Source organism: Nitrospirota bacterium, from assembly GCA_016212215.1.
Classification (GTDB): domain Bacteria; phylum Nitrospirota; class 9FT-COMBO-42-15; order HDB-SIOI813; family HDB-SIOI813; genus JACRGV01.
Window position 1 is genome coordinate 1 of sequence record JACRGV010000012.1, and the last position, 13,413, is coordinate 13,413.

At 40.3% G+C, this 13,413-nt stretch carries 12 protein-coding genes; 3 read left to right on the plus strand and 9 right to left on the minus strand.

Annotation, left to right across the window (positions count from 1 at the left end):
* Positions 1–242: 242 nt before the first annotated feature.
* The 8 genes from HZA08_01585 to HZA08_01620 all read right to left on the minus strand — a co-directional run bounded on the left by HZA08_01585 (position 243) and on the right by HZA08_01620 (position 10,876).
* A complete protein-coding gene (locus HZA08_01585; protein ID MBI5192114.1) occupies positions 243–1,103 on the minus strand; it encodes a glycosyltransferase family 2 protein in 861 nt (286 codons plus the stop codon).
* Positions 1,100–1,921 (minus strand): class I SAM-dependent methyltransferase, encoded by an 822-nt coding sequence (locus HZA08_01590; protein ID MBI5192115.1) that lies wholly within the window; start codon positions 1,919–1,921, stop codon positions 1,100–1,102. Before HZA08_01590 ends, HZA08_01585 begins: the two co-directional genes overlap by 4 nt.
* Positions 1,908–2,621, minus strand: a complete 714-nt coding sequence (locus HZA08_01595; protein MBI5192116.1) for a class I SAM-dependent methyltransferase — start codon at positions 2,619–2,621, stop codon at positions 1,908–1,910. Before HZA08_01595 ends, HZA08_01590 begins: the two co-directional genes overlap by 14 nt.
* Positions 2,618–4,261 (minus strand): alkaline phosphatase family protein, encoded by a 1,644-nt coding sequence (locus tag HZA08_01600; protein MBI5192117.1) that lies wholly within the window; start codon positions 4,259–4,261, stop codon positions 2,618–2,620. Before HZA08_01600 ends, HZA08_01595 begins: the two co-directional genes overlap by 4 nt.
* A gap of 27 nt (positions 4,262–4,288) precedes the next feature.
* The gene (locus HZA08_01605; GenBank protein MBI5192118.1) at positions 4,289–5,539 is read right to left on the minus strand and encodes an ABC transporter ATP-binding protein; all 1,251 of its coding nucleotides are present in this window, start codon (positions 5,537–5,539) and stop codon (positions 4,289–4,291) included.
* Between the two features lie 87 nt (positions 5,540–5,626).
* Positions 5,627–6,475 carry an ABC transporter permease gene (locus HZA08_01610; GenBank protein MBI5192119.1) on the minus strand — a complete coding sequence of 283 codons (849 nt, stop codon included), beginning with the start codon at positions 6,473–6,475 and terminating at the stop codon, positions 5,627–5,629.
* Positions 6,476–6,708: 233 nt separating this feature from the next.
* Positions 6,709–6,912: a hypothetical protein gene (locus HZA08_01615; protein ID MBI5192120.1), complete on the minus strand. Its 204-nt coding sequence runs from the start codon at positions 6,910–6,912 to the stop codon at positions 6,709–6,711.
* Positions 6,913–7,153: 241 nt separating this feature from the next.
* Positions 7,154–10,876 carry a thrombospondin type 3 repeat-containing protein gene (locus tag HZA08_01620; GenBank protein ID MBI5192121.1) on the minus strand — a complete coding sequence of 1,241 codons (3,723 nt, stop codon included), beginning with the start codon at positions 10,874–10,876 and terminating at the stop codon, positions 7,154–7,156.
* Positions 10,877–11,614: 738 nt separating this feature from the next.
* Here HZA08_01620 and HZA08_01625 point away from each other — a divergent pair.
* From HZA08_01625 to HZA08_01635, 3 genes are read left to right on the plus strand one after another with little or no spacing between them, the layout of a single operon-like run.
* Complete coding sequence (locus tag HZA08_01625) at positions 11,615–11,896, plus strand: type II toxin-antitoxin system RelE/ParE family toxin (GenBank protein MBI5192122.1); 282 nt, start codon at positions 11,615–11,617, stop codon at positions 11,894–11,896.
* Between the two features lie 10 nt (positions 11,897–11,906).
* Positions 11,907–12,212 (plus strand): HigA family addiction module antidote protein, encoded by a 306-nt coding sequence (locus HZA08_01630; protein MBI5192123.1) that lies wholly within the window; start codon positions 11,907–11,909, stop codon positions 12,210–12,212.
* Positions 12,213–12,234: 22 nt separating this feature from the next.
* Positions 12,235–12,456 (plus strand): hypothetical protein, encoded by a 222-nt coding sequence (locus HZA08_01635; GenBank protein ID MBI5192124.1) that lies wholly within the window; start codon positions 12,235–12,237, stop codon positions 12,454–12,456.
* Positions 12,457–12,589: 133 nt separating this feature from the next.
* Here the strand turns inward: HZA08_01635 and HZA08_01640 are convergent, their stop codons facing one another.
* A complete protein-coding gene (locus HZA08_01640) occupies positions 12,590–13,387 on the minus strand; it encodes a PEP-CTERM sorting domain-containing protein (GenBank protein ID MBI5192125.1) in 798 nt (265 codons plus the stop codon).
* Positions 13,388–13,413 lie beyond the last annotated feature (26 nt).

Below are 13,413 nucleotides of genomic sequence, written 5' to 3' on the forward strand. Positions count from 1 at the left end.
GGGTTGAGAAAGACTTTTGTAATTTAACTATTGGGGGCGGCGAAATAAATTGTTTCATTCGAAAATCTCCATAGCTCACCCTCCCCCTAACCCCCTCCCGTCAAGGGAGGGGGAATCTTCGGCAATCTTTCATATCTCCCCCCCTTGCGGTAGGGTGCCTCATTTTCATCATCCTTTGTTAGCCGGAGGCTCATGACGGTTCGCCCTGCTATCCTCCAGAATTTTGTATGGTGTCACCGGAATTAGTATCTATACTTTTTTGTAAAATGATTACCCTTGAACAGCCATATAGGCCTGATAACAGGGTAAAGGAAAGCGGATAAACTTGTTATCTTTCTTGTAAAGGTTCCTACTAACAAAATAATAAATTTTCTCAAAGACAGGATATCTATTATCATATCAACAAAGGAATATCCGACATCCACATATCTCCAGCCAAGCCCCTCGTTTTCACATCGTTTTATCAAGGAATTCATGTTGTAGCTATGGCCATGATATGCCTGCGCCTCTTCAACATACACAATCTTATAACCCTTTTTATGTAATATAATCTGTAATGATTTATCCTCACTCATAGGAGTATTCCCAAATTTACACTCCATCCACACATTTCTTCTTATTGCCATATTTGTACATCCTAATCCTATTCCATATTCGCGGACCCATTTCCTTATTTCTCTCGTGAAATAAAAATGACCTGCCTTTTCCCAAAAGAAAATATCTTTTTTTGCCGGTACCACATCCTGCCCCTGAACTACTGAAATATCAGGGGACACAAAGGGTTCCGTCAAATAATAAAGCCATTTCTCATTACATGGAATAACATCCTGAGATAATGTAACAATAATTTCTCCGCCAGCTTTAGAGAAACCAAAATCACGGGCAGGGCCGAAACTAAAATCTTCCGGCTTCAATTGATATAATCCGATTGGATATTTCCTGATAACATCTAAAGTAGAATCCGTAGAACCGGAGTCAATACAAATTACCTCAAACTTTTTATCTATCTTCTGCTCAAATACACTCCCCAAAGAATCCTTAAATAACTCTCCTCCATTCTTTGTAAGATATACAATTGAAATATCAATACCTTTATCGTTCACTCTTTAATCCAGAATCCTTGCATGATGTACCCGTCATAAGGAGCAATAATACTGCCGATAATCCTTTCTAATTCAAGGACAAAGCGGTAAATATATCTACTATTTTCCATTCGCGGGATGTGATCATAAGTATATAATCTCAATTGCCTTAACATAGCCTGCTCACACCGGCGTGTGAATGTATGCGGATTGATATCCTCCGTTCCCTCCGGTTCATTGGGAACTTCACTCTGAACAGGAACAATAGTAGTCTTGTCCTTAGAAAACGACGTTATTTTATTATAAAGACGTACAGGAAGTCTTAAGCATTGCCACATCCTTAACAACTGATTGTTATGTTTATATAGTGCATTATTCTCACCCAAAACAGCCAAGAGACCTCCCTTTCTCAACACCCTCCCAACCTCATCAATTGTTGACTCTATATCTGCAAAATGGTGCCATACCCCATTAGTGACTACCAGATCAAATACACCACTACCGAATGGTAAAACAGCAACATCCCCTTTTATGAACATATTTTGGGGAGACCGTTTTTTTGCAATTTGAAGCATTGACATTGAAATATCATATCCGACAACGATGTTACCGAAGCAATCTAATTCCACAGTGGTTTTACCGGTGCCGCATCCCAAATCAAGAATTCTTTTTAATGTTTGAGATTTGAGAACTTTCCTTAGGTTTTTTAAATTCCACTTGTCAACTACTTTTGCAGAAATCGGATTGACCCAGAAATCATCATAATTACCGGCATGTTCGTCGTACCAATCCTTTTGTTCTTTAGATTGTGAATCAAGGCTCATTTTACTGTCCGTCAAATTGAACAACGAATATACTCCTGTAACATTTGCCCATGTTCAACCATCTCCTTATGCTGCAAAGAACCATAGTATAGTGATAAATGGTGTTATAGTTATTGATCCAGAGAAACATCAAGAGATTCCGTAAAAGGATATTAACATTATTGGATTTAGAGATTTTGACTCTACGTCCCATATTCTTCGCAGCTTCCATAATTCTTTCTTCCACAAACGCCTTATCCGGTAAACCATATTCTAAATGCTCTTCAAAGAAATGGAATGATGTTCCCTTTTTTGACATATAATATTGATGATATTTTCTGTCATGTGCCTCAGCATAGGGGCCTGAGGGAAAGGCTATATATACTTTCTTTATAGCTACCCTAAGCAGCTCCCTTATGACATTCATCCTTAACAAAGGCGGGATATGTTCAAGCATGTCTACTGCTATCACAATATCAAATGTCTTGTCTTTAAACGGGAGAGTTTGGGCATTAGATGAAACCATGAGTACCTGATCATTTCTGATAGAGTCAAAACTCACATCCACTGCATATATCTTCTCTCCAAGGTAGGGATAAATACCTAAGCCTCCGGCACCTATTTCAAGGATTTTATTCTTTTGACCGGAACTACGGATGTCATCAACTATTGGAAGATACCGTAAAGCACTATCTGTATGCTGATATTTTAACAGCCCCTTCCCGCAAGGCTTCATAAACTATCCAGATACCCGAGGCCCTTTAATTTCTCCACTATCTTATCCTTGTCCTCATCTGTATATATTTGTTCCTCATTATTTTCAAGTTTATTCTCCTTTGTCCAGCTTTCCCGCTGTATAATTCTGGATTTTTTATATTCCTCAACAAATATCTCTTCAAGAACACGGCCTTCCATGTAATCAGGAATGGGAACTCCCATCATATAAAGGATAGTCGGTGCAATATCATACACTCCTGCCCCTGTTATTTGCCCTGCCTTTATATCCAGGCCATTCGCAATAAATATCCCGTTTCTCCGGTGTTTTCCCATAACAGATTTCTGCAGAGGTAAGAATACAGGACCAGACGGGTCGTTAACATCCTCACTGCAATCGTATTCATAATTAGAGGTCTCAAAGACTATGTCCGGAGCTTTTTGCATGTAATCGCCGCTATATATATCTTCTCTGCGATACGCTTTTTGTATGACCCTCTTTCCATTTTCTGAGTCAGTAAGTTTGAGAAGCCGCTGAATAATATCTTCACGGAGGTTCTCATACTCACTATCCTTTACAATACCTGCAGGAAAACGGCCCTCGGTATTAATATAAATTCCCATTTCCGTTTCATTGCCGGCAAATGCCTTGGTATCCGACCAATTGATCTGAGCAAGCGAATAGTTTTTCCAGCCTTTCCATCTCTCAAAAAAATGTTCCGGTTCTTCTATCTTATCCTGATGGCCGGCCCCCTTATGTTTATATATGCCTTTAAGTTTACGAATCAATGATGTAGTAGATTTACCTTTTATTAGGGAAAGAAAACCTTCCTGATAAAGCCAGCGATTAAACATAATCTTTTTATATGTCGGTCCAAAGCCATGGTCTGAAACCAGAATAACAGCGGTATCTTCCGGTACTATAGATATAAGTTCCTGAATGGTGTTATCTATTATCTTGTAAAACTCCAAAATGATATTATCTTTTGAAAAGTCTATAGGATCTCCAAGAACATCCCATACCCAGTGTTGCACCCTGTCAATCCCAACAAATACACAATAAAACAGATCCCATTCTTCGGTTGTAAGAAGATACCTGATGGCTTTTTTTCTTAGTTCAGTTACATCATTAAGGTTACGGAGCATTTCATCTTCATTGCTATAACCCATTATATTATAATCAATCCTATAACCCCCGATATTCTGAAATAGCTTAGGCTTTAAATCTCTTGGAAAGATAAATTCACATTCCTCGTCAGGAGCTAACATCCCTGATATTACAAATCCATTCAGAGGCTTCGGAGGATAGGTCATCGGGACATTAACAAGGCCTGTACGATAACCTTGTTTAGATAATAACTCAGGAAAGGTGGGAATCTGGATATCGCGTGAACTTACAAGTTCTCTGCTGTAAGAATTGACCTTGTGCTTTGTAAAGTCAAAAAGCCCGTGCTTGCCGGGGTTTGTACCGGTGAAGATTGATGACCATGCAGGGGCAGTAACAGGTGGAATTGTAGAAGCCAATTCACCATAATTTCCCTTAGACATTAATTTTGAAATAGTAGGTAATTTACCGAGTTCCGCCCATGGCTTAATTAAGTCAAAGGTAGCGCCGTCAAGACCGATAATGAAAACTTTTTTCTTTGAATTATAGTTATTCATGTGCCATATAATTTCTATTTCTGGATATCATCCTTGAATCTTTCCTTTATTACCTGTAACAGTGGTTTCTTTATATAATAGTTTATCATTAAAGTCCCAATGGCCTATAAACTGAACAGGGGCAAGACCAATAAATTCTCCAGTTACATTAATCTTTTTCACTGTGTAATGGTGTGCGAGGATATGTTGTTTGGTTTCATCAAACACTACTACTGACAGAAAGTACCCACCTGGATTAAGCTGAAATGAATCTAAATTTACTTTTATATTCATCTTTTCTCCTGAATTATAAATAGGGACTTTCCCATATAGAGAATTTATCTGGGCAACAATTTGCATTTCTAAATTTGAGAAGCTGATAATTATAATAGGATATTTTATCTCAAGAGAAATCATAAGTTCAAGATTAATAGATATGTCATCTCCAAAGCAAATCTGACTGACATCTTTCTTGCTTTTGCTTTCTATCATTATTTTATATATCTTTGCCTTCCCATTTCCTGATATTATCCCATTTTGAGACTCAAACATTGAAAAATAATGATTTATCCCATTAGAAACATCCTTCCCTTGAAAATCTACACTTCCCTTATTCATTACACATACATCACTGCATATCCGCGCAACCTGCGGCAAATTGTGAGACACCAATATAACAGCGGCATGCTTGATTATCTTTGCTATTGCATTAAAACATTTTACTGTAAATCCTACATCGCCTACAGCCAAGACCTCATCTATCAACAAGACATCCGGCTCCATCTGTGCGGCGATAGCAAATCCAAGCCGGACGTTCATGCCGGTGCTATAATGCTTTACAGGGGTATCTATGAAGTCTCCAAGTCCCGAGAACTCAACAATTTCATCAAACTTTTTTTCTACCTCTTTCCTGCTGAATCCGAGGATAGATCCGTTAATGTAAATATTTTCTCTTCCTGTCAGCATGGGATGGAAACCGGCAGTAACTTCAATCAGTGCGCCTATTCTGCCATTAATCTCTATTCTGCCTTTATCAGGAGAGATTATTCCGTTGAGTAATTTAAGAAGTGTTGATTTGCCGGCGCCATTCGGACCAATCAGGCCGAGGCACTCTCCACGCCGAACCTCAAATGAGACATCATCTACTGACCAGAATTCTCCTGGCCTGAGCCTGTTTGTATCAGGTTCAATCCCTAACATATTTTTGGTCACATCCTGAATCCCATATAACATGGAACGGTTCAGTGTCTTACAGAATTTCTTTGAAACGCCTTCTACTCTGACAAGTACATCTGACATTTGATAACTCCCATAGAATAACCCCCACCCTAACCCTCAATGGGGAGGGAATATTATTACCCACTCAATATGAGCAAGAACTGTTTTTTATGCCTGCTCTGCAATTTTTGGTTCTACGAGGTGAAAGCTTCTCCATCCGACCATGAAGATGAGGATACTAAATATTATTGATGTAACATAACTTGCCGGATCGGTAATGTGGCCGACTGTTGCAAGGTCACGGCTTGTGTTGAGAAAGGCGCTCACGGGATTGACATAGTTGATCCAGAATGACATGGGCCAGCTTACCGGAGGAGGATAAACAACAGGCGTTGCAAACATACCTATGCTTAAAATAATTCCAATGACACTGCTGATATCACGCATTACTGCATTCAATAATGAGAGGAAGAATCCAAGTCCTGCAACTAACAACAATAGCGGCAATAGAGCAACAGGAATCAGGAGGATAGATACATTTGGAATAAACCCAACCCAGATAAAAATAATAACTAATAATGGTATCCGGAGTAAAAACTCAAAGATCGTCTGTCCCAGCTTTGAAAGGACAAGTACCTCTCTTGGAAAGTTGATCTTTGTTAAAAGGGAGCCTGCCTCTGCAAGGCTGTTGGTGGTTGTTGTTATGCCGTGTTGAAACAACAGCCAGACCATCTGCCCGAAAAATACAAAGGCCGGATAAGGCATATAGGTATTTTTAATCGGAAGGATGTTCATCCCTTTGATCCAGACAAAGGCAAACATCATGGCCAGAGGTGTGAGAAAGGACCAGAGGATTCCGAGAAAAGACTGCTTATATTTTGCTGATATGTCACGGAGGATGAGCCTCCAGATTAGCTCGCGGGATTCTATGAGTTCACGGAACATTAGCGGCCAGATACGGATTCCGGCTTTCATAATGTGGTTGGGTTCGTAGATGGTGATGTGGTTGTTTTTCATGATTGGTCAAAGGCGTTCAATTTATGAACGGTATGGTTGAAAGTAAACAGGCTGCCGCCATTCTATAAACATATTGATCAAATTGTTTTGACTAATGCTAAACTCCATACGGGGCATATTAGCAACCCCATCCCCACCCTTGCCCTCCCCTTGAAGGGGAGGGAATCTTGGATGGCACTACATTGTGACGTAAGTGTCTATCTGTGCTGCTGTTTAATATTTATTTTTCTGAGTTATTTTGTAATTGTTTCTACTATGGATATATCTTTTTTTATCCATTCATTTACTATTGTTGAAACATCTACACCTTTTCTCTTTGAGAATTCTCTAAGGACTTCCATCATATCAGGTTCAATGTAAATAGGTAGGTACAATACTGTATCTGAACTATAAAATTTACCTCCATCGCCTTTTGAAAAATCGTATTCTTTCTTCATTTATTTTTCTCATGATACTGGTTTTATCATATTTTTTCCATTCTTCATATTAACCATGAGGTCGTTCAAAATATGAACATTGTACTATAAATAAAAACTGCCGGCAATAGCGGCAGTTTTTAGATTACTATCACCCTCCCCCTGCCCCCTCCCGCCAAGGGAGGGGAATAATGAAGAGTACCCCTCTCCCGCAAGGGGAGAGGGGATTGTTTTGTCAGGGGATAAACATTTATCAATACAGCTATGGCTGTATTACCCTTATCTCATCTGAGCAGGTGAACTGGTTGCCGTCATTAAAGAAGCCGGATATTCTGAGGAGTATGTCCTGATGGTTCGGCTGTGGGACTCCGGCAACACATGATTGAACTATGTTACGGTCAAACTTTACGTGGAGCTTTCTTGAACCATATTGCTCATATCCCGCCATGTGTAAGAGATAATGATTTCCCTGCAAATCAACAGGGGCAAGACAGCCTCCAGGTGTCGGTTCAGGGAATCTCAGCTCTATGCTTGATGAGGCAGTGTTTATGTCGGATGCCTTGTAAGTTGAGTCTTTTTCAAACTCAATCTCTACCATCACAGGTATACCGGATGTATCCTTGTTTAAGGTCTCCGGGTGTACTTCACACTGTACAGGTATTATAGTTGGTGTGCATGTAGGGCTTGGATTTGTCGGACATGCATCACATGCATCACCTATCCCGTCCTGGTCTATATCTGCCTGTGATGGATTTGCAGTTGCAGGGCAGTTATCACATGCATCCTGTCTGCCATCAAGGTCTGAGTCTTCCTGGCTCGGATTGGCATTGTTCGGACAGCCGTCACATACATTACCAACACCGTCATTATCGTAATCTAATTGATTAGTATTCGCTATCGTTGGACAGTTATCCTGAGAATCAGGTACTCCATCACCATCTGCATCAGGCGGTGGAATGGGTTCACAGGCATCACCTATACCATTTGCGTTTGAATCTGCTTGTGAAGGATTATACACATTCGGGCAGTTATCGCAAAGGTCGCCAATGCCATCTAAATCAGTGTCAAGCTGATCAGGGTTTGCAATATTCGGACAGTTATCACATACATTACCATCGCCATCACCGTCTGTATCTGTCTGATCTGCATTTGATACTAATGGGCAGTTATCGCATTTATCACCAACAGTATCAGCATCAACATCACACTGAGTTGTTGCATTAGTTGTTACATTGTCAGCACATGTTTCTGATACATAATTGCCATAATAATCCAAAACATTGGCAATTGGGTTAGATATATTTTGACAATTATCCGGTCCATCGGCTATACCGTCACGGTCACTGTCTAAAGACTGACATGCATCACCTGGGTATGTGCCGGGGAATAATATATTATAGTCAGTATTATTCTGTGCCGGATTGTACACATACTTACAATTATCACAAACATCACCCTTGCCATCAGGTAATAGACTACCGGTGATACATGATGGAACAGGGTCTAAAGGATCAAGAGATGCCTGACATATATCATTGTCAAGCTGGTCCGCATTGGCAACATAAGCACAGTTATCACACACATCACCCTTGCCGTCATTATCCGTATCCGTCTGTGCTGTATTTGGTGCAATAGGGCAGTTATCGCAGACATTTCCTACACCGTCACCGTCTGCATCCGCCTGATCAAGGTTAGAAATTAATGCACAATTATCACAGGCATCTCCGAGACTATCAGTATCTGAGTTAGCCTGAGTTGGGTTTGGTATTGTAGGACAGTTATCCTGAATGTCCGGTATCCCGTCTAAATCCGTATCCAGAGGAGGTAAACTGCATCCGGGCGTAGCATCACAGACATCACCTATTCCATCGCCATCACAGTCACTCTGATTCTGATTCCAGTGATCTTTACAGTTATCTACACTATCCAATATTCCATCAGGGCAAGGGGATGTTCCTGGCGGATTCGGACAACTAAGGTAATCAGAATCCAGAACCGGAGTACCTGGAGATGCACTCACAGGGACTGCCGGGAGCGGCACAAATCCAAGAGGAGATCCTTGGTCACCGAATGCCCTTAGGCCATACGGATTGACGAGTAAATATGGGTCTACCTCAATAGCCCATAAACCGTTCTCATTATTTAATGTATTGAAGCATACTGCAGGGTCAGGAGTGAATCCGCCAGGGCCGCAGTGTTTTATATCCTTTGCAGAGACAAATTTTTCTGCCGGTAAAATCCTTTCAGCCTGCTTTATGCTTGACCACATATAGTGCCCGTCATCTCTCTGGTCACCGCTTTCAAATGTTGCAGAATCATTAAATATACTCCCATCAGGCAGTGTAACTTTAATCGCCATCTGGGGATATGACATGTTCCCAACTATTGTACTCTCATCAAGGTCAAGTGTCTGGACATCCAATAAGTGATTAGTAAGAGTAGGTATTAGAAGGAGCGTATTGGTCTTTAACTGTGAACCTGCAAGGTCAGGGCGTCCTGCAAAGACCATCTCATAAGAATATGGTATTACACAATTTAATATTGGACGGACATTTTTACAGTCGCCTATATTAGGGTCAGTCGGGCTTGTAGATATATCAAGCTGGTACCTGTTAAAGTCCACTGCCTGACCTGCAGGAATAGTATTGCGGACATCCCTGCCGTCAACAATAAACTTATAGACTACCTTCCCTGAACCAAATATAGTTGAAAGTATCCCATCAGTTATCGGAATCGTATCCCCTGGGTTGGCATCTATATCAACAGGTATAACTGTCCAGTTTCTATCCTTCAGGATGTTTGTCCCATAAGGACCATCCATGTCTGTTCTCAATGTTGTCCTGCCGTAGGCAGAATTCAGATTTATCAATGTACCTGCAAAATCATCTGTCGGGTCATTGTTTAATCCGGCATCAGGCACATTTCCGCCGCCGACTATATCCTCATAAGTCCTTGCACCGTTCCCTCCATAGAGCATATATTCAAACACGGACCTGTATGCAGCAGTAGATTCGCTCTGATAATCATTATCCCCAATATTCAGATATTTGGCATTATTATCACCATCCATTATCCAGATATAAAAATCAGGTGCAGACGTCCCATCAGCAATAGCAGGGTCTAATACAAAATAATAGATACCTGTATTATCATCATCACCTCCCCATTCCTTTCTGACATCCCTTGCCCTTGTCTGGCCGAAATAATTGACATCAGGGATCCTTGTTGGGGAAAGATATGAGGTAGATGTTGCGGCTGAGGTTAATTGTACGCCTTTAACATTAATAACCTCCCCATAGTTAGTGCTCCCTACTTGAACACCCTTTGATGTAACAATATTATCTTCCAGAGTCACGTCAAATGATACGCCATCAGGAAAACCTGTGGGGCCGCTGCAATTATTATTGCCGTAATCAAGGATGATCCTGTAATCATCAGCCGCATAAGTAGTATGAAGGGCAAAGGTTACGCTTTTCCTATCAGCACTGATAGTAACCTTATCGTTTCCAGTATCTCCTGCAACATATTCAATTCCCCTATATGGCGCTGATGACAAAACACCGGCAACGCTTGCAGGTTCGAAAAGTAAATCACTGCCATTTAATCTGTTTGCAGGAGTAATCCACGTATTAAGGTCTGTTATAATACCCACAATCTGGACGTTACTTAACGTACCGTCATTAAACTTTATTGTCCCGTTACTTGCCCTTACCCAATTCTGACTGCCGCCATCATAAATCCTTAAAAATATAGACTGGATACAATCAGGACTGCCGAATGTCCCCTGATTCCCATTTACAACAAACTTGTCCGGGTCAACATTATCATAAGCTGATAAATCAGTGGTGGGGATTAAATAATTTTCTCTTAATATTAAGAGGTCAAGGTCACCTGTAGGTGATTTGAAGTTGCCATTTGTTACTATAAACGTCGTATCATCCACAATCGGCACTGCTGCATCTGCTTTCCCTTTTAACTGGGGCAAGAGGGGTATTAGGAAGGATAGAAATAGAATGAAGATGAATGTTCTTGGTTTTATGCTGGATTCTGATCTCATGTCGTTCTCCGTATAATGGTTGCTATGTTATTTAATCTGTTCATTTTGCTTATGGCTATTAACTGTTTATAGTTGTTATAGACGAATACACTATTCTTTCACGTTTTATTTTAGCAAGATTAGTGCCATGCGGAGTTTAGGCAGGATGTAAGAAGTAAGATGCAAGAAGTTAGACATAAGAAACAAGACACAAAACATAAGAAGCAAGACGGAATATGCAAGGATGCTATTGTAGACAACATTGAAGAATCCTTCGACAGGCATTTCCTGAGTGAAGCCTAAGGGATCAGGATGACATGGTTGGATTTTTTTAACAAAGCTAAGATTATGTATAGAATAGATACATACTGGGTTTGAATAAAGAACTGGATATGTGTGATGGATGGAACTTGTTGTTATTTAAGGGGTTTACTTGGTGTGGTAGATTGATACAGGGAGTGAGTTAAAATGTGTCAGAAAGGCAAACATTAAAAGTATGGGTAACAACAAAAAGATTCCCGCTTAAAACATGAGGGAATGACGACATTTGTTAACCACGCATATATGTCATTATTTTATTCTGCTGCAAGTGCCTTTATTATTTCTTGGGTAAGCCGGCAAGGTCAATTAAATGAAGAGGATAATGTCGTTTGACATTATTAACGCCATGCGATAATATCATTTTTAATGATAAAAAGTTTTGCGGCTAAAGAGACTGAAAAACTGTTTAATCGTGAAATAATCCGCAGATTTCCGCAGAGTATACAGCAAATTGCTCGTAGAAAACTTGAGATTTTGGATGCAACAGATGTACTTCAAGATTTACTCATACCACCATCTAACCACCTTGAGAAATTATCAGGTGATCGAAAAGGACAATACAGTATTCGTATCAACAAGCAGTTTCGTATATGTTTTGATTGGCATGACGGAGATGCATACAACGTGGAAATAGTTGATTATCATTAGGGGGGAACAAATGGAGAAACAAAAATTAAAACCAATTCATCCCGGTGAAATACTCATGGAAGAATTTCTTAAACCCATGGAAATTAGCCAATATAAATTAGCAAAGGATATTAACGTACCGGCAAGGCGTATCAATGAGATTGTACAGGGTAAGCGATCCATCACTCCGGATACGGCTTTAAGGTTGTCGCGTTATTTTGGTCTTTCGGAACGCTTCTGGATAAATTTACAAGCACACTATGACCTTGAAACTGAAAAAGACAAATTAGAAGACAGGTTGAACAAAGAAGTACAGGTTTATTCTGCTAATGTTTAATGCTCAAATCCAATCAAACACCTTGTCAAATTTCTATATACCCATACTTCCTTATAATGGTGTAAGAACTTTCGATGAACTTGGGAATCATCAGTATCTATATGGATGCAAATTAAATGATCATCCTATACAGTACCCTGGTACATCCATCTTCCGCTTACTATTACTGAAGAGGAGCACACAAAGATGGCCGGAAGATGAGATGCATAAATGTATAGGTTATTTTATGACAGACCCTAAGTGACTTGATTATTACTTGGTTCAGCAGGCGATGTCAATGGAAGGATTCCCCTCCCTTTGAAGAGGACACCCCCACCCTTCCCTCCCCCGTCATGGGGGAGGGAATATTATTGAGCCACTGAATTTGAGAAAGATGCTTATTTTCTTATGTCACTCTTATTAAAAAGAGGGGAAAGAAAATAAAGGCGGGATATGATTAAGAGGGTTATCATTCCCAGTCCGAATAATAATGCAGTTGACGGCTCCGGTACTGGGTTTGCTATGGTTACATGAAGGGTGTAGTTTCCAAACGCGTCGGATGCTCCCGTTGTATTAACAGAAGTCGGCCCTGAGTCTCCAAGATAATATTTTCCGCCGTTACGAAAGTCTACCGGCGGATTATTGGGGTTGCAGGCCGGCATTACACAATCAGGACGGCCAAGATTGCCGCCTAAAGTACCAGGGGTACCTGGACTTGTGTATTCTGTAGATACTGCAATGAAATATACGCCGGCATTAGTAAAATTATAAACACCAAGAAAACTGTCAAAGGTAGAAACAGAACCTGGGTCTTCATCATAATTTAAGGTATCAAAATCAGCAGCAAGGAGGTTATGGCCTGAATCGTATAAACTGAGTGAATTGCCAATCCAAAGAGAACCAGACTTTGTAACATCATCTATATCAAAATATCCTATGCCTGTATTTGCTACGGTGAAACGATAATAGTCAACATCAGTAGCCGCTCCATTACTGCCATGTATACTCACTGTAGGTAATGTCCCGAAGACATTTGGGTTAGAGTTAATAGAGAAAAAGGCGTCTATGCTTTGTGCTGAAGCAAAGGAATCATTTCCTTCAATTTCTGCGATTGATGTTGCAAGAGCGTTTCCTGAAAAGGCTGTAATGATTGCTGTAAGTGTAACCAAAACAAGTGTTGTAAGTTTTTTACGCATGACGGTTCTCCTCATATTAAAATTAT

Coding starts and splice junctions, on each gene's coding strand:
- HZA08_01615 (MBI5192120.1), bottom strand. CDS start 6,912: ATGAAGAAAGAATACGATTTTTCAAAAGGCGATGGAGGTAAATTTTAT.
- HZA08_01630 (MBI5192123.1), top strand. CDS start 11,907: ATGGAGAAACAAAAATTAAAACCAATTCATCCCGGTGAAATACTCATG.
- HZA08_01640 (MBI5192125.1), bottom strand. CDS start 13,387: ATGCGTAAAAAACTTACAACACTTGTTTTGGTTACACTTACAGCAATC.
- HZA08_01595 (MBI5192116.1), bottom strand. CDS start 2,621: ATGAAGCCTTGCGGGAAGGGGCTGTTAAAATATCAGCATACAGATAGT.
- HZA08_01605 (MBI5192118.1), bottom strand. CDS start 5,539: ATGTCAGATGTACTTGTCAGAGTAGAAGGCGTTTCAAAGAAATTCTGT.
- HZA08_01625 (MBI5192122.1), top strand. CDS start 11,615: ATGATAAAAAGTTTTGCGGCTAAAGAGACTGAAAAACTGTTTAATCGT.
- HZA08_01600 (MBI5192117.1), bottom strand. CDS start 4,261: ATGAATAACTATAATTCAAAGAAAAAAGTTTTCATTATCGGTCTTGAC.
- HZA08_01610 (MBI5192119.1), bottom strand. CDS start 6,475: ATGAAAAACAACCACATCACCATCTACGAACCCAACCACATTATGAAA.